Source organism: Devosia beringensis, from assembly GCF_014926585.1.
Classification (GTDB): Bacteria; Pseudomonadota; Alphaproteobacteria; order Rhizobiales; family Devosiaceae; genus Devosia; species Devosia beringensis.
Window position 1 is genome coordinate 2,056,308 of the sequence record NZ_CP045422.1, and the last position, 16,977, is coordinate 2,073,284.

A 16,977-nucleotide genomic window follows, 5' to 3' on the forward strand; every position below is an offset into this window, starting at 1 on the left:
ATACAAGGCGGCGCATATTTTCGTGCTGAGGGGAGCAGGTCATTTCATGAAAGCCATTTCGGGATTTTTTGGCAATATCAAGCTGACAACGGCGATCGCCGGGCTGGTATTGACCAGCATCGTGGTCACCATCGTGGCGTTTTCGGTCAGCGGTTATATCAACCTGCGCCAGCAATCGGTCGAGCAGAGCATCACCCAGCAGGTGTCCAATCTGCAGGTGGCCGGCACGATCCTCGAAAAGCGGCTGTCCGGCTCGGCAGTGACCTGGGCCGAAGATGGATCGGTCGCAGCGTTCCAGACCTATTCTATCCCGTTCTTTCACGACAACGGCGCGGTTGACGCGGTGACCCATATAACCAAGGGCGCGGCCGTCATTTTCGGCCTCGACAAGGACAGCCAGCAGTTTGTGGCCAAGTCGACCAGCTTTGTCGGTGCCGATGGCGCGCGCATCATTGATTTCGTCCTCGACCCGGCCTCGCCCGAACATGCGGCGCTCACGGCCAACCAGCCCTATTTCGGTACGGTGACGATGAACGGGGCGCAGTTGTTTGGCGCCTTTCAGCCGATTGCTACCCTCAAGAACGACCTTATCGGCGCCTATTTCGTGGGCAGCGATGTGGCGGCGGCGGAAGCCAGCGCCAATGAGGCTGTGCCCGGCATGGTGGTGATGGGGTTGGTGCTGATCGGTGTGCTCGGCGCCATCAGCCTGGTGGTCACGCGCCTGCTGATGCGCCCGATTCCGCGCATCGCCACGGCCATGGAAGCCATTGCCGCCGGCGATTTCGCCACCGAAGTGCCCTATGTCAACCGCGGCAACGAGCTGGGCGCCATGGCGCGGGCGGTGGAAGTGTTCCGCGCCAGCGGCTTGCGCATCAGCGAGATGACCGAGGCCGAGGCAGCGCGCATCATTGCCGACCAGCAGGCGCGCCAGGAAATGATGACGCAGCTGCAATCGGCTTTCGGCGCGGTGGTCGATGCCGCCGTGGCCGGCGATTTCAGCAAGCAGGTGGCGGTGGAATTCCCTGATCCGGAACTGAACGGGCTGGCGGCCAGCATCAATTCGCTGGTGGCCACCTTCAATCGCGGTGTCACCGGCATCGGCGCGGTGCTGGGTGCCCTGGCCAATACCGATCTGACGCAGCGCATGGGCGGCGACTATGACGGCGCCTTTGCCACGCTCAAGAGCGACGTCAATGCGGTGGCCGACAAGCTGTCTGAGGTGGTCGGGCAGTTGCGCGAGACATCGGGCACGCTCAAGACGGCGACCGGCGAGATCCTGAGCGGCGCCAATGACCTTTCCGAACGGACCACGCGACAGGCGGCCACAATCGAGGAAACCTCGGCGGCGATGGAACAGCTGGCGCGGACGGTGATCAAGAATGCCGAACTGGCAGGCGAGGCCAGCACGGTGGCCGGTACGGTGACCCAGGCGGCCGAGGATGGTGGCCAGGTGATGCATCAGGCCACCGAGGCGATGGAGCGGATCACCCAGAGTTCGGCCAAGATCTCCAACATTATCGGGCTTATCGACGACATTGCCTTCCAGACAAATCTCCTGGCGCTGAACGCCTCGGTTGAAGCGGCGCGGGCGGGTGACGCGGGCAAGGGCTTTGCCGTGGTGGCGGTGGAAGTGCGCCGGCTGGCGCAATCGGCGGCCAGCGCCTCGGCCGAGGTCAAGGTGCTGATCGAGCAGAGTGCGACCGAGGTGGCGGGCGGCTCGAGGCTCGTAGTCGATGCGGCCGGCAAGCTCGAAGCCGTGCTGGGCGCCTCGCGGTCATCGAGCGCGCTGATGATCGATATTGCCCGCGAAAGCCGGCAGCAGGCGGGCTCGATCGACGAGGTCTCGACCGCCGTGCGGACCATGGATGAAATGACCCAGCACAATGCGGCGTTGGTTGAAGAGATCAATGCAGCGATCGAGCAGACCGAAGCCCAGGCCAGCGCGCTGGACGGCATTGTCGACATCTTCGCCGTGGGTCATGCGGGCCAGCGCCACGCAGCCGTGCCGGCCCGAGACGTGCCGGCGGAGGGGCGCCGCGCCCCCGCACCCCGGGCCTATCTCAGCCATGGCAATGCTGCCATTGATCGCGACTGGAACGAATTCTAGCCGTCACAAACGCCTGAAACGATCCGACCTGCCCGCCATCCCGCGACGCCAGAGGCGCCGCGGGATTGTCTTTGTCTAGCGATTGCCAAAAAAATAATCCCTTGACCTGAGTGGTTTACGTCCAGAAACGCGAGCGAAAGTCTGCCGAAAAGCCCGTTAAACACTCAGGTAAGCCGGCACTGATACCTTTGATCGCAATTTAAGTGTTGCGGTTGACAGCAATGCATTCCGGTTTTGGGGCAAAAACATGATCAGACGGCTCGGTCAATTCATTGGCAATATCAAGTTAACCACGATGATTGCGGCGCTGGTGATCTCGGCGATCATCGTTTCTGTGGGCGTGGTTACGGCGGCTATCTATATCAATCTGAGCGCAGCGACGACTGAGAATGCGATGCGGCAGCAGGTTGCCAACCTCAAGACTGCCGCCACCATTGTTGAAGGCAGCCTGCCCGGCGCCGAGGTGGAATGGAACGAGGCCGGCGACATCACGGCCATCCGCACCTGGGCCATGCCACGGCAGTTTCTGGACAATGGTCTGGTCGATTCCATCGCCCGGGTCACCGGCGAGGCCGCCACCATCTTCGGCTGGGATGAGACCGAACAGGACTTCATGCGGATGACGACCACGATTGAGGGCGCCGATGGCGCCCGCATCCTGGGCACGCCCCTGGGCAAGACCGGCGCCGTCTATGCGGCGATCATGGAGGGCAAGACCTATTTCGGCGAGGCAACGATCGTCGGCCGTCCCTATTACACCGCCTACCAGCCCATCCTTGATCAGGCGGGCACGCCGGTGGGCATCGTGTTTGTCGGTATCGACAAGGCCGATATCCAGGCGGTGATCTACCAGACGCTGACGCTGCTGCTGATCGTGGGCGCGGCGACGCTGCTGGTACTGGGCGGGCTGGGCTACTGGCTGTCGCGCCTGATGATGGCGCCGGTACCGCGCCTGGCCGAAACCATGCGTCGCGTGGCCGATGGCGACTACAGCGCTGAGGTGCCCTATATCGGCCGCGGCAATGAAGCCGGCGAGATGGCGCGTGCCGTCGAGGTGTTCCGTCAGAATGGCCTCAAGATGGCCGACATGACCGAGGAAGAACGCGCGGCAGCTTTGCGCCGCACTGCCGAGCGCACCGACATGATGGTGACGCTGCAGGCGGCGTTTGGCGAGGTGGTGGACGCCGCCATTGCCGGTGACTTTTCCAAGCGGGTGCATGCCCAGTTTCCCGACCCCGAGCTCAATGCCCTGGCGACCAGCGTCAACAATCTGGTGGAGACGGTGGATCGCGGCATCGGCGAGACCGGCGCGGTGCTGGGTGCGCTGGCCAATACCGATCTGACGCAGCGCATGCGCGGCCAATATCACGGCGCCTTTGCCCAGCTGCAGAGCGATACCAATGCCGTGAGCGAAAAGCTGACCGAGGTGGTGGGCAATGCCAAGAAGATCTCCGGCTCGCTGAAGCAGGCGACCGGCGAGATCCTGTCGGGCATGAACGATCTGTCCGAGCGGACCACCAAGCAGGCTGCCACCATCGAGGAAACCTCGGCGGCCATGGAACAGCTGGCCAGCACGGTGGCCGAGAATGCGCGCATGGCCGAGGATGCCAATGGCAAGGCGCAGACCGTGTCCGGCAGTGCCACCCAGAGCGGCGTCACCATGAGCGAGGCCAATGCGGCCATGGCGCGCATCACCTCAAGCTCGGCCAAGATTTCCAATATCATCGGCATGATTGACGACATTGCCTTCCAGACCAACCTTTTGGCCCTCAATGCCTCGGTGGAAGCGGCGCGGGCCGGCGATGCCGGCAAGGGTTTTGCCGTGGTGGCGGTGGAAGTGCGGCGGCTGGCCCAATCGGCGGCGAGCGCGTCGGCCGACGTCAAGGCGCTGATCGAGCAGAGTGCCAGCGAGGTTTCGGGCGGCTCCAAGCTGGTGTCCAATGCGGCCGACCAGCTGGCGGCCATGCTGGCGGCGGTCAATGAAAATGCGGTGCTGATGCAGGCGATCGCCAAGGCCAGCCGCGACCAGGCCTCGGCGATCGACGAGGTATCGGTGGCGGTGCGCACCATGGACGAGATGACCCAGCACAATGCGGCATTGGTGGAACAGACCAATGCGGCGATCGAGCAGACCGAGGCACAGGCCAGCGAGCTCGACCGGGTGGTTGAAGTCTTCACTCTCGACGAGAGGGCCGCCGTTGCGGCGCCACGCCCTGTGCGGGCTGCGCCGGCCGTTTCGCAAGGGTCGGCGGACAAGGGGTCGTCGGCGGCCCGCGCCTATCTCAGCCGTGGCAATGCCGCACTGGCGCCGGACTGGTCCGAATTCTAGTCGCCAGCGACCATCGACAAGCAAAGGGCGCCTGCGGGCGCCCTTATTTTTTGCCCGGTCAGTAGTGGATTTACCGAACATTAAGGCAGACGCCACAATTGTTCTGATGACGGCATGAGTGACTGGATGCGAGGCCTGACGATCGCCACCAGGATTTTGTCCGCCCCCCTTTGTCGACTCTCCGTCAACATCCCTCCCGGAGCCTTTTCGTGATCAACCTCTTCACCGGCAGCATCGCGCGGCGTCTGTACGCGCTGATCTTCATTTTCGCCATCGGTTTTGCCAGCGTACTGGCCTATCAACTCTATACGCTGCGCGAGAACCTCGACAACTTCAAGCGCACCGAGCTGCAAAGCGTGGTGCAGGGCGCGACCAGCATCGCTCAGAACTATTATGACCGCTTCCAGGCCGGCGAGTTCACTGAAGAGCAGGCCAAGACGATGGCGCTCGAGTCGCTGCGCGGCTTCCGCTACCAGGGCAAAGAATACGTCTTTGTTGACAGCTATGACATGGTCCTGCTGATGCATCCGACCAAGCCGGAAAAGCAGGGCAATGACCGCTCGATCGAAGAGGATGGCCGCGGCAAGCTCTTCATCAAGGAGATGATCACCAATGCCAAGGCGAACGGCTCGACCTTCGTCACCTATCTGTTCAAGTCGCCTGATGGCGGCGAGTTCGACAAGCTCAGCTATGCCCAGGCATTCGAGCCCTGGGGCTGGACCATTGCCTCGGGCGTATTGACCACCCAGGTGGACGCGATCTTCCTGCAGGCGGCCCAGATCAGCGGCGCCATTGCCTTTGGCGTCACGCTGCTGCTGCTGATCATCGGCGTGATGATCGCGCGTTCGATCTCCAAGCCCATCGCCAAGCTCAACAGCGACATCGTGCGCATCGCCGCCAGTGATTTCGGCGTGGTGCCGCATGGCATGGATCGCCGCGACGAGATCGGCGACATGGCCCGCTCGGTGGAAGTGTTCCGCGAACAGGGCCTCAAGGTAAGCCAGATGACCGAGGCCGAGGCCGGCCGCATCATTGCCGAAGAGCAGCAGCGCCGGGTCATGATGACTCAGTTGCAGGGTGCCTTTGGCGAAGTGGTGGATTCGGCCATTGCCGGCGATTTCGGCAAGCGCGTGCAGGCCGAATTTCCCGATCCTGAACTCAACAGCCTCGCCAGCAGCGTCAACAGCCTGGTCAAGACGGTCGAGGATGGCCTCAATGAAACCGGTCGGGTGCTCAAGGCGCTGGCCAATACCGACCTGACCGAGCGCATGGAAGGCAGCTATCACGGCGCCTTTGCCCATCTGCAGGCCGATACCAATGCCGTGGCCGACCGTCTGACCGATGTGGTTGACCGGCTCAAGAACACGTCGCAGTCGCTGCGCACGGCCACTGGGGAAATCCTGGCCGGTGCCAATGACCTCAGCGAACGCACCACCAAGCAGGCGGCGACGATCGAGGAGACCTCGGCGACCATGGAGCAGTTGGCCGCCACCGTGCTGGCCAATGCCGAACGGGCCAAGGATGCCAGCGTCAATGCCGGCGCGGTGACCCAGACCGCCGAAGAGGGTGGCGCGGTGATGCAGAAGGCCAATGAGGCGATGACGGCGATCGAGGCCAGTTCGGGCAAGATTTCCAACATTATCGGGCTGATCGATGACATCGCCTTCCAGACCAACCTGCTGGCCCTCAATGCCTCGGTGGAAGCGGCGCGTGCCGGCGATGCAGGCAAGGGCTTTGCCGTGGTGGCCGTGGAAGTGCGGCGCCTGGCGCAATCGGCGGCCTCGGCCTCGGCCGACGTCAAGCTGCTGATCGAGCAGAGCGCGAGCGAAGTGGCCGGCGGCACCAAGCTGGTGTCGGACGCTGCGGGCAAGCTGACGGCAATCCTCGAAGGCATCCGCGAAAACAGCGTCGTCATGGAGGGCATTGCCCGCGAGAGCCGCGAGCAGGCTTCGGCCATCGAAGAGGTCAATGTCGCCGTCCGCCTGATGGACGAAATGACCCAGCATAATGCGGCGCTGGTTGAAGAAACCAATGCGGCGATCGAGCAGACCGAGGGCCAGGCCAGCGAGCTGGACGAGATCGTGGCGGTGTTCACCACCGCGGGCGGCTCGAGCAGTGCCGTGATGGCCCGCGCTGCGGTGGCCAACCGGCCGGCAGCAAAGTCTGTGGCCAAGCCGGCCGCCCCGGTGGCGCGCAAGGCGGCTGCGCAATATCTCAGCCAGGGCAATGCCGCGGTCTCGACCGACTGGAACGAATTCTAGCCAGACCAGCCTGCACAGGTTCACGATGGCGGTCATGGGTAACCATGGCCGCCATTGTCGTTGGCGAGGGGCGCAGCGCTGCCAGAACGGCGCGCCCTCCGACGCGCCGCTGACCGCTTATGGTTAATGAAAAAGCAAGGCTCACGGGTGCACAGTAAGTGACCGTTAATGAGCGCCGCGAGTAAATTCCTCAACGGCATATAATTGGCCTAAGTACCTGCGACCGAACTGCCCGGAACCATTGTGGCAGAGAGAGAGCGTCGATGACTCAACTCCGGATTGCCTTCAAACTGCCTGCCATGGTGGTCGCCATTTCGCTGGTTGCCGGGGCGAGCGTTGGCCTGGCGGCCTATCTGATCAGCAGTGCCATCGTGACGCAGCAGGCCGAACAGCGCCTCGATGCGGCGGCGGACAATGCCAGCACCGTGCTGTCGGCCTATCTGGCCGAGGTCGCCGCGGACCTGACGCTGTTTGCCGGGCGCGCCGACACCGTCAGCGCCCTCGACCAGCTGTCGGGCGCGGTAGGCGGGCTGCAGGCCGGCGGCGATGCGACCGAGTTGCTGCAGGGTGCCTATATCACGCAGAACCCGCATCCGGCCGGTGAGAAACTGCTGCTCGATGCGTCCAGCCTGCTGCCCGATTACGATCGTGTGCATGCGGCAGTGCATCCCGACCTGCGCGGTCTGCTGCTCAATCGCGGTTATTACGACATCTTCCTGTTCGATGCCGGCCTGAACAATGTCTACACCGTCTACAAGGAGGCGGATTTCGCCACCAATTTTGCAGAGGGCGGCGGTCCCTGGTCCGACAGCGATCTGGGCGCGGTCGCGCGCGCGGCGCTCGCCAGCCCGGAAGGATCGATCATCCTGTCCGATTTCGTGCCCTATGCGCCCAGTGCCGGCGCGCCTGCCAGTTTCATGGCCACCCCGATCTATCGCGATGGCGCCATAGACGGGGTCCTGGCCGTGCAGCTGCCGACGCAGCGGATTGACGACGTGCTGGGGCGGGTCAAGGGCCTTGGCGCAAGCGGCGAGGTCTTCCTGATCGGCGCCGGTGGCATGGTGCACAATGATTCGCCCCTGACCCAGGATGAGGATGCCGGCAATCTGGTACTGCAGGGCGCTGTGATCACCACTGCCCTGGACGGCGCCAAGGGGCAGGGCAGTATCGAGCACCATGACGGCGCGCCCTATCGGGCCGCTGCCGAGCCGATCGACTTTGCCGGGGTGGACTGGGCCGTGGTGGCCATGGAGAGCCAGGCAGCCATCGAGGCGCCGGCGGCCGGATTGCGCAACACCATCCTGGCTATCGGTGCGCTGATGCTGGCGATTGCCGCGGGTGTCAGTATTGCCTTTGCCCGCACCGTGACCAGGCCGGTCTCCCGACTGACCGATACCATGACCGAAATAGCCCATGACAATTACGCGCTGGCGGTGCCCGGGCTCGAGCGCGCCGATGAGCTGGGCTACATGGCCGAGGCGGTCGAAGTGTTCCGCAACAATGGCATCAAGATGCGCGACCTGCGGGCCGCCGAGCTGGACATGAGTGAGGAGCGGGCTGGACAGGTCCAGGTCATACAGGCGCTGCAGCGCGATATCGGCGTGGTTGTGGCCGCCGCCCTGGACGGCGACTTTTCCCAACGGCTGGCGGCCAATCAGCCCGATGCCGACCTGCGGCAGCTGGCCGAGAACGTCAATGCGCTGGTGGCATCGGTCGATGACGGGCTCAAGGCCACCGGCACCGTGCTGGCGGCGTTGGCCCGGGCCGATCTGGGCGAGCGGATGACGGGCAGCTTCAAGGGCGCCTTCGACCAGCTCAAGAGCGACACCAATGCGGTCGCCGAACGGCTGAGCGACATCATCGGCCAGTTGCGCGACACCTCCGGTGCGCTCAAGACGGCGACGGGTGAAATCCTCTCGGGGGCCAATGACCTGAGTGAACGCACGACGCGGCAGGCGGCGACCATCGAGGAAACCTCGGCGGCGATCGAGCAGCTGAGCCGGCGGGTGATGGAGAATGCCGACGAGGCCGATACCGCCAGCCAGCAGGCGCATGCGGTTTCGGGCGATGCGGAAACCAGCGGCGCGGTGATGGGGCAGGCCACCGAGGCGATGAACCGGATCACCCATTCCTCGGCCAAGATTTCCAACATTATCGGGCTGATCGACGACATCGCCTTCCAGACTAATCTCTTGGCGCTGAACGCGTCGGTCGAAGCGGCGCGGGCCGGCGATGCCGGCAAGGGCTTTGCCGTGGTCGCGGTGGAAGTGCGCCGGCTGGCGCAGTCGGCCGCCAGCGCCTCGGCGGAGGTCAAGGTGCTCATTGAACAGAGTGCCATCGAGGTGGCGGGCGGGTCGCGGCTGGTTGGGGATGCGGCCCAGCGGCTGGTGGGCGTGCAGCAGGCTATCAAGGCCAATGCGGGGATGCTGGAGGGGATTGCCCGGGCCAGCCGCGCACAGGCGCAGGCGATCGACGAGGTGACGGTGGCGGTGCGGCAGATGGACGAGATGACCCAGCACAATGCCGCGCTGGTGGAAGAGACCAATGCGGCGATCGAACAGACGGAAGCCCAGGCCAGCGAACTCGACCGGGTCATCGGGGTCTTTACCCTGGGTGATGGCGGACGAGCGCTGCAGCGGCTGAAGCGGGCCAGCTGAGGCCTGCCGCGCGGTCACTCTCTTCCAGTCAAACAAGAGGCACCTTCGGGTGCCTTTTTCTTGTCTTGCGGTGGGCGGGGTACCCGCCTCAACGCCGTTCCCGGCGCGCACATATTAATAAGTTCCGCGGAGAAATATTTAATGCTCTGTTAAGTACGGAAAGGTACGCTTGGACAGCATTGATCAAGATCAATTCAGGGCGATTACACCCGGTCTAGTCAGTTGCCGATAATTCACGGGGTCACCATGGCAAATAAAATTGAACTGCAGGATAGACTTGACTTCATCGGCCTCGATGACGCGGCCCGCAATCGACTGTCCGGTGTCCAAGGCGCCGTCGACAAGCACCTGTCCAATGCGCTGGACAAGTTCTACGCCAAGATTCGCACTGTCCCCGCGGTAACGAAATTCTTTGACGGCAAACCCCAGATGGACCGGGCGCAGTCCAAGCAGATCGGCCACTGGAAGGCCATTGCCGCCGGGCAGTTCGATGACGCCTATTTCGAAGCCAGCAGCAAGGTGGGCCTGCGCCACGCCCAGATCGGCCTCGAGCCGCGCTGGCATATCGGGGGCTATGGTGTGATCGTGGAGACCCTGGTGCAGGGTCTGGTGCATGACATGATGGAAGCGGCGCTGCAGCCGGGGCGGGGCCATTTCGGGAAGAAGGTTCCGGCCTCGCCGGAATCGGTGCTGGCGGCGGCCGACAAGATGGGCGCGGTGCTGACCGACGTACTCAAATCCATGCTGCTCGATATCGATATCGGGGTATCGGCCTATTTCGAAAAGCTGACAGTGGAAGCCAAGGCCGCCGATGATGCGTCCAAGGCCAAGGTCAGCCGCGCGGTCGAGCTGACGGGCCTGGTGCTGCAGGATCTGGCACAGGGCGACCTGACCAGCCGCATTACCGAGACCTTCGACGCCGATTTTGACCAGATCAAGAACGATACCAATGCGGTGGCCGATCGGCTGACCACCATTGTGGGCCAGCTGCGGCAGACGTCGCGCTCGCTTCGCACGGCAACGGGGGAAATCCTGGCCGGCGCCAATGACCTGGCCGACCGGACGACGCGGCAGGCGGCCACCATCGAAGAGACGACGGCCGCGGTCGAGCAGCTCTCCGCCACCGTGATCGAGAACGCCAATATGGCGGGTGTGGCCAGCGACAAGGCCCAGTCGGTATCGCGCAATGCGACCACGGGCGGGACGGTGATGAACGAGGCCAATGAGGCCATGAGTGCCATCGAGGCGTCGTCCTCGAAGATCTCCAACATTATCGGCCTGATCGACGATATCGCCTTCCAGACCAATCTGCTGGCGCTCAATGCTTCGGTGGAAGCAGCCCGCGCCGGCGATGCCGGCAAGGGCTTTGCCGTGGTGGCCGTGGAAGTGCGCCGCCTGGCGCAATCGGCTGCCAATGCCTCCTCGGACGTCAAGCAACTGATCGAGGCCAGTGCGGTGGAAGTGCGCAATGGCACGCAACTGGTGGGCAAGGCGGCCGAAACGCTGCTCGAAATCCTGGGCGGGGCACAGGAAAGCGCCTCGCTGATTGATGCCATTGCCCGGGCCAACCGGCAGCAGTCCGACGCGCTGGGGGAAATTGCCGTTGCGGTGCGACAGATGGACGAGATGACCCAGCACAATGCCGCGCTGGTGGAAGAGACCAATGCGGCCATCGAGCAGACCGAAGGCCAGGCGGGCCAGCTCGACGATATCGTTGATATCTTCAAGCTGGCGGATGGGGGCATGCATGCCGCCAGCCGCGCACCCGTCCGGGCCGCCAGCAAGCCGGCCAGCCGATCCGGTGGCAAGCCCGCCGGCAAGCCGGCGGTCGCGCTCAAGCCGACCAGCAATCTGGCCCCATCCCCCGACTGGAACGAGTTCTAGCACCGGCGACGACTTGCAGCAGGCAGTGGCCGCGACCCGGCCATTGCCCTGCCGCCGTGAAGCTGGTTGAACTGCGATACCTGCAGGGAGACCGACATGGCACGCATTGGCCTGGTGGCACACGACGACAAGAAGGACGAGCTGTGCCAATGGGCGCTGCGGCACAAGCACAAGCTGAGCGAGCATGAACTCTGGGGCACCGGTACCACCGGCAGTCGCATCATTGCTGCCACCGGCATGCCGGTGACGCTGCTCAAGAGCGGACCGCTGGGCGGCGACCAGCAGTTGGGCGCGATGATTGCCGAGGGGCGGCTGGACGTGCTGATCTTTTTCATCGATCCGCTATCGGCCCAGCCGCATGATGTCGACGTCAAGGCGCTGACAAGGCTGGCCACGCTTTATGACGTGATGTGCGCCAATAACGAGGCCACCGCCAATGCCGTGCTCGCCTATCTGTGAGCAGAAGTCCCGGCTTTGCGGCGACGCCCGGTTGACCCTGTGCCCGCCATATGAGCAGATGCCGCAAAATCGCCTGGATTGAACCGGGCGCCCTTGGCTTCAGGAATCGGGACGGATTTGGGTGTCCTCTGACTTGGTTATCGACGTTCGCAACGTCAGCAAACGCTTTGGCGGCCTGACCGCCGTCAACAATTGCTCGCTCTCGGTGCGGCGCGGCTCCGTCACGGGGCTGATCGGCCCCAATGGCGCTGGCAAGTCGACGCTGTTCAACATGGTGGCCGGCAATATCGTGCCCGATAGCGGCGCGGTGATCTTTGACGGCAAGGATGTGACCGGCCTTGAGCCGCACGAACTGTTCCGCACCGGCATGCTGCGCACCTTCCAGATCGCGCATGAATTCTCCCAGATGACGGCGCTGGAAAACCTGATGGTGGTGCCGGGCGACCAGCCGGGCGAAAATCTGGGCAATGTCTGGTTCCGGCCGGGCCTGGTCAAATCGCGCGAAACCGCTGTGCGCAAGAAGGCGCTCGACGTCATCGATTTCCTCAAGCTGGGCCATGTGCGCAACGAGCTGGCGGGTAACCTCTCGGGTGGGCAGAAGAAGCTGCTCGAGCTGGGCCGTACCATGATGGTGGATGCCAAGGTGGTGCTGCTCGACGAGGTAGCGGCCGGCGTCAACCGTACCCTGCTCAACGACCTCGCGGCCAATATCGAACGCATGAATAGCGAACTGGGCTATACGTTCTTTGTCATCGAGCACGACATGGACCTGATCGGTCGGCTATGCGACCCGGTCATCGTCATGGCGCAGGGCGAAAAGATCGCCGAGGGGCCGATGGCAGAAATCCGCGCCAATCCGGCGATCGTCGAGGCCTATTTCGGCACCCCAGTCGAGGTAGCGTAATGGCCCTGATCGAACTCAAGCACGTTGTCGCCGGCTATGGCGGCGCGCCGATCCTCAATGGCGTCGACATGGCCATCGAACAGTCCGATATCGGGGTCATCGTCGGCCCCAATGGCGCGGGCAAGTCGACCACGCTCAAGGCGATTTTCGGCCTGCTCAAGGTCACCGGTGGCACGATCGAGTTTGATGGCGAAGATGTCGCCAATTCGCTGCCCGACAAGCTGGTGCCCAAGGGGCTGAGCTTTGTGCCGCAGGAAAAGAACGTCTTCACCTCGATGAGCGTCGAGGAGAACCTGGAAATGGGTGCTTTCACCCGGCGCGATGATTTCAAACCCACCATGGACTGGGTCTATGCCATGTTCCCGGTGCTGGCGGAAAAGCGCCGCCAGCCGGCCGGCGAACTGTCGGGTGGCCAGCGGCAGATGGTGGCCATGGGCCGGGCGCTGATGAGCAAGCCGCGCCTGCTGATGCTTGACGAACCCTCGGCCGGGCTGTCGCCGCGCTATGTCATCGAGATCTTCGAGACCATCGTGCGCGTCAACAAGGAAGGCGTGGGCATCCTGATGGTCGAGCAGAATGCGCGCCAGGCGCTGGCCTTTGCCAGCAAGGGCTTCGTGCTGGCGCAGGGACAGAACCGTTTCACCGGCACGGGCGCCGAGCTCATCGCCGATCCCGATGTCGCCAAAAGTTTCCTCGGGGGCTGAGCCGTGACCGAATTCATCTTCTTCATCAACCAGGTGGTGATTTCCGGCGCGGTGCTGGGCTGCATCTATGCGCTGGGCGCGGTCGGGATCACGCTGATCTTCGGCATCCTGCGCTTTGCCCATTTCGCCCATTCCGAACTGATGACATCGGGCGCGTTCTTCGCCTTCCTGCTGGCGGCGCTGTTCGCCAGCTGGGGCATTGTCACCCCGATCCCGATGGGCTTTGTGGTGCTGCCGCTGGCCATGGTGCTGTCGGCCGTGTTCGCGCTGGGTGTCGACAAGGGCTTTTACGCGCCGCTGCGCCAGCGCGGCGCCAAGCCGGTGATCCTGCTGATCGCCTCGATCGGCGTGACGCTGATGATCCAGGGGCTGATCCGGCTGTTCTTCGGCGCGGGCAGCTATTCGTTCTTCGAGAACGAGACCAAGGACGTGTTCCGTGTGGATACCAGCTTTCTCGGCTCGACCCGGCCGCTGGTGATCACCGAGCCGCAGCTGCTGATGATCATTGTCACCGTCATCTCGGTACTGGCGCTGCACTTCTTCCTGACGCGCTCGCGGCTGGGCAAGGCGATGCGCGCCATGGCCGACAATGCCGATCTGGCGCAGGTCTCGGGCATCAATACGGCACTGGTGGTGCGGGTGACCTGGATCGTCGCCGGGGCGCTGGCCTGCATGGCCGGCACCATGCTGGCATTGGACGTGACGCTCAAGCCTGACCTGGCCTTCAACATCATCATCCCGATCTTTGCTGCCGCCATCGTTGGTGGCCTGGGCCAGGCCTATGGCGCCATTGCCGGGGGGCTGCTGATCGGCTTTGCCGAATCGCTGGCCGTGTTCAACTGGACCATGGTGCTGCGCCCGCTCAATGGCGTGCTGCCCGAGGCGCTGCAACTGCCGGCGACGCTGGCGCTGGTGCCTACCGAATACAAGCTGACCGTGGCCTTCGTCATCCTCGTCGTGGTGCTGCTGGTACGGCCCACCGGCATCTTCAAGGGAGCCTCGTCATGATCGCGCGCTCGCTGAGCCTCTTTGCCGGCCTCTTCGCGCTGATCCTGGTGATCGGCTGGCTGATGGGCGTGCCCTTCACCTCAAGCCGTCTCGTCGAGGCCACCGCCTATGCCCTGATCGCCTTGGGCCTCAATATCCAGTGGGGTTATGGCGGGCTGTTCAATTTCGGCATTATGGGCTTTCTGATGCTGGGCGGCTTTGCGGTCACCTTCATCTCCTATCCGATCAATCCCAGTTTCTGGGGCTCGGATGGCCCGTGGATGCTGGGCCGGGCGGCCCTGGCCTTTGGCGCCGGTGCGCTGCTGGTCTATGCGGCGCGGCAGAGCCATCGACTGGGCCTGCGCGGCGGGTGGAAGACGTTCACCATCGTGCTGGCTTGGTTCGTCGCTTATTGCCTCTATCGCAGCCAGATCGATCCGGCTGCCGCCTATATCGAAAGCACGGCCGGCTTTGTCGGCGGGCTGGGCATCAATCCGGTCTTCGGCTGGCTGTTCGGCGGCGTGCTGGCTGCCGGCGTCGCCCTGATCGTGGGCAAGATCGCGCTGGGGCTGCGCACCGATTATCTCGCCATTGCCACGATCGGCATTTCGGAAATCATCCGGGCGCTGATCAAGAACATGGACTGGCTGACGCGCGGCACGCTGACCGTGTCGCCGATTCCCTGGCCGACGCCACTGCCGCAGGAATACCAGGCGTCGGGCGCCGATCAGCTCAGCTCGCTGATCCTGGCGCGCGGCGGCTATCTGGCGCTGGCGCTGCTGGTGCTGGCGGCGGCGATTTGGCTGGTCAGCCGCGCCTATGCCGGGCCCTGGGGCCGGATGATGCGGGCCATTCGCGACAATCATGTCGCGGCGTCGTCCATGGGCAAGGATGTCAAATCCCGCCAGCTCGAAATCTTCGTGCTCGGCTCGGTGCTGATGGGCATTGGCGGGGCCATGCTGGTCAGCTTCACGCAGATCTTTGATCCCAGCAGCTACCAGCCGATCAACCATACCTTCCTGATCTGGGTGATGATCATTGTCGGCGGGGCCGGCAACAACTGGGGCGCGGTATTTGGGGCGGTCCTGATCTGGCTGGTCTGGGTGATTTCCGAGCCGCTGGCCAAGACCATTTTCGAAACGGCCAGCTACTGGTCGACCAGTGTGGGCTGGCCGGAGATTCCCGATATCGAGTCGCGCTCCGCCCAGATGCGGGTCTTCGTGCTGGGTCTGGTCATCACCATTGCGCTGCGCTACGCGCCCAAGGGGCTGATCCCCGAAGTTGTCCGACGCGACAGCTAGTCCAAACTTGCATTTTGTCCATATCTGGACTATATGTCTGTGCATAACAGGAGGCAGACATGGCCAATGCAGGTTTCGCCGACATGAACCAGGCCGCGCTGGTTGCCAGCGCGCCGCTCGGCCCCGACCGCTTCGAGCCGGCCAATCGGCGGCGGCTGAGCGGGCCGGCCCTGCGCAGCTTTGCCGCCATTGCCGATCTCTGGGGCCTTTCCGAACAGCAGCGCCGGCTGGTGCTGGGCTATCCCTCGCGCTCGACCTATCACAACTGGATGCGGCTGGCGCGGGCGCAGGCCGAGGTTACCCTTGATGTCGACAGCCTGACGCGGCTGTCGGCACTGCTGGGCATTCACCAGGCGCTGGGCGTGCTGTTTGCCACCCAAAGCGAGGCTCTGGCCTGGCTCAATGGGCCCCATTATGCGCCGCTGTTTGGCGGCCAGGCGCCGCTGGAGCTAGTCACCGCCGGCACGCTGGATGGTCTGCTGCAGGTGCGGCGCTTCCTCGACGCGGCGCGTGGCGGGCTCTATATGGCGCCCAATGGCCTTGATGCCGGCTTTGCCGCCAGCACCGATCAGGATCTTGTCTGGCAGTGAGCATTGCCCATGCCGCAGCCCCCAGGCCGGCGCACCGGCTGATCCCCTCGCAGTTTCCGCCGATCGGACTGTTCGACACGGTGACGCGGGCGGCAGACCTCGAAGCGGTGATGGAGCTGGCGGGCTGGACCAATGACCGACTGGTGGCCGAGCGGCTGGGTCGCCTGCCGGCCAGTGACTGGGTATTCGGCCGGCCCAATGCCTCGGTGGTCATGGCGGCCTTCCTGCATGCGCCGGTCAGCGGCGCGCGCTTTTCCTGCCCCGACCTGGGCGCCTGGTATGCTGCCGCCAGCATCGACACCGCCATTGCCGAGGTGGCGCACCATCTGCGGCGGGAGGCCTTTGCCCGCCGATTGCCCACTGCCAGCCGCCGCTATCGCGCCTATGGTTGCCAGTTGCTGGGCCGCTATCGCGACATTCGGGGGCTTGATGACGGGGCGCTCTACAGTCGCACCAGCTATGCGGCCAGCCAGGCGTTTGGCGAGGGCCTGCGGGCGGCGGGCGAGGATGGGGTGATCTATGACAGCCTCCGACACCAGGGCGGCGTCGCCATCTGCGCCTACCGGCCGGGCAAGATTGTCGAGGTGGTGCAGGCCGACCATGTCGACATCGCGGTGACGGTGGCGAGCCCGACCATCACGGTGACCCGGCTGGCTGGCTAGACGCTCCTTTGCGGTGCTACCCACAGCCATCGGGGTTCGATGAACAATCATCCAAAAAAAGGCCCGGGATCGCGCCCGGGCCTTCGCATTATGCGGATCTGCGTCCGAGCCCTGCGCGCATAGCGCTTCGGG

Annotated in this window: 12 protein-coding genes; all 12 read left to right on the forward strand. The window is 64.0% G+C overall.

The features are described 5' to 3' along the window. Positions 1 to 46: 46 nt before the first annotated feature. The 12 genes from GDR53_RS10080 to GDR53_RS10135 all read left to right on the forward strand — a co-directional run bounded on the left by GDR53_RS10080 (position 47) and on the right by GDR53_RS10135 (position 16,845). Entirely contained in the window at positions 47 to 2,107 is a 2,061-nt protein-coding gene (locus GDR53_RS10080) for a methyl-accepting chemotaxis protein (RefSeq protein WP_193334390.1), read from the forward strand. A 247-nt stretch (positions 2,108 to 2,354) separates the two neighbouring features. Next, the gene (locus GDR53_RS10085; protein ID WP_193334391.1) at positions 2,355 to 4,436 is read left to right on the forward strand and encodes a methyl-accepting chemotaxis protein; all 2,082 of its coding nucleotides are present in this window, start codon (positions 2,355 to 2,357) and stop codon (positions 4,434 to 4,436) included. A gap of 209 nt (positions 4,437 to 4,645) precedes the next feature. Then, positions 4,646 to 6,697, forward strand: coding sequence for a methyl-accepting chemotaxis protein (locus tag GDR53_RS10090; RefSeq protein WP_193334392.1), 2,052 nt, complete (start codon positions 4,646 to 4,648; stop codon positions 6,695 to 6,697). A gap of 263 nt (positions 6,698 to 6,960) precedes the next feature. Next, entirely contained in the window at positions 6,961 to 9,354 is a 2,394-nt protein-coding gene (locus GDR53_RS10095; protein ID WP_193334393.1) for a methyl-accepting chemotaxis protein, read from the forward strand. Positions 9,355 to 9,600: 246 nt separating this feature from the next. Then, positions 9,601 to 11,238, forward strand: a complete 1,638-nt coding sequence (locus GDR53_RS10100) for a globin-coupled sensor protein (RefSeq protein WP_232846590.1) — start codon at positions 9,601 to 9,603, stop codon at positions 11,236 to 11,238. A 96-nt stretch (positions 11,239 to 11,334) separates the two neighbouring features. Next, complete coding sequence (locus GDR53_RS10105) at positions 11,335 to 11,697, forward strand: methylglyoxal synthase (RefSeq protein ID WP_193334394.1); 363 nt, start codon at positions 11,335 to 11,337, stop codon at positions 11,695 to 11,697. Between the two features lie 121 nt (positions 11,698 to 11,818). Beyond that, positions 11,819 to 12,601: an ABC transporter ATP-binding protein gene (locus GDR53_RS10110; protein ID WP_193334395.1), complete on the forward strand. Its 783-nt coding sequence runs from the start codon at positions 11,819 to 11,821 to the stop codon at positions 12,599 to 12,601. Next, positions 12,601 to 13,305, forward strand: coding sequence for an ABC transporter ATP-binding protein (locus tag GDR53_RS10115; RefSeq protein ID WP_193334396.1), 705 nt, complete (start codon positions 12,601 to 12,603; stop codon positions 13,303 to 13,305). The genes GDR53_RS10110 and GDR53_RS10115 overlap by 1 nt, the downstream gene beginning before the upstream one ends. A 3-nt stretch (positions 13,306 to 13,308) precedes the next feature. Further along, on the forward strand, positions 13,309 to 14,313 hold the full coding sequence (locus GDR53_RS10120; RefSeq protein ID WP_193334397.1) for a branched-chain amino acid ABC transporter permease: 1,005 nt from the start codon (positions 13,309 to 13,311) through the stop codon (positions 14,311 to 14,313). Next, positions 14,310 to 15,593 (forward strand): branched-chain amino acid ABC transporter permease, encoded by a 1,284-nt coding sequence (locus tag GDR53_RS10125; RefSeq protein ID WP_193334398.1) that lies wholly within the window; start codon positions 14,310 to 14,312, stop codon positions 15,591 to 15,593. Before GDR53_RS10120 ends, GDR53_RS10125 begins: the two co-directional genes overlap by 4 nt. 83 nt (positions 15,594 to 15,676) lie before the next feature. Then, the gene (locus GDR53_RS10130) at positions 15,677 to 16,183 is read left to right on the forward strand and encodes an MbcA/ParS/Xre antitoxin family protein (RefSeq protein ID WP_193338039.1); all 507 of its coding nucleotides are present in this window, start codon (positions 15,677 to 15,679) and stop codon (positions 16,181 to 16,183) included. Then, a complete protein-coding gene (locus tag GDR53_RS10135; RefSeq protein ID WP_193334399.1) occupies positions 16,180 to 16,845 on the forward strand; it encodes an RES family NAD+ phosphorylase in 666 nt (221 codons plus the stop codon). Before GDR53_RS10130 ends, GDR53_RS10135 begins: the two co-directional genes overlap by 4 nt. Positions 16,846 to 16,977: the final 132 nt, after the last annotated feature.

Bases quoted from the DNA above. Each gene is read 5' to 3' on its own strand.
- GDR53_RS10115 (WP_193334396.1), top strand. From the start codon at position 12,601: ATGGCCCTGATCGAACTCAAGCACGTTGTCGCCGGCTATGGCGGCGCG.
- GDR53_RS10125 (WP_193334398.1), top strand. From the start codon at position 14,310: ATGATCGCGCGCTCGCTGAGCCTCTTTGCCGGCCTCTTCGCGCTGATC.
- GDR53_RS10080 (WP_193334390.1), top strand. From the start codon at position 47: ATGAAAGCCATTTCGGGATTTTTTGGCAATATCAAGCTGACAACGGCG.
- GDR53_RS10100 (WP_232846590.1), top strand. From the start codon at position 9,601: ATGGCAAATAAAATTGAACTGCAGGATAGACTTGACTTCATCGGCCTC.
- GDR53_RS10105 (WP_193334394.1), top strand. From the start codon at position 11,335: ATGGCACGCATTGGCCTGGTGGCACACGACGACAAGAAGGACGAGCTG.
- GDR53_RS10085 (WP_193334391.1), top strand. From the start codon at position 2,355: ATGATCAGACGGCTCGGTCAATTCATTGGCAATATCAAGTTAACCACG.
- GDR53_RS10095 (WP_193334393.1), top strand. From the start codon at position 6,961: ATGACTCAACTCCGGATTGCCTTCAAACTGCCTGCCATGGTGGTCGCC.
- GDR53_RS10130 (WP_193338039.1), top strand. From the start codon at position 15,677: ATGAACCAGGCCGCGCTGGTTGCCAGCGCGCCGCTCGGCCCCGACCGC.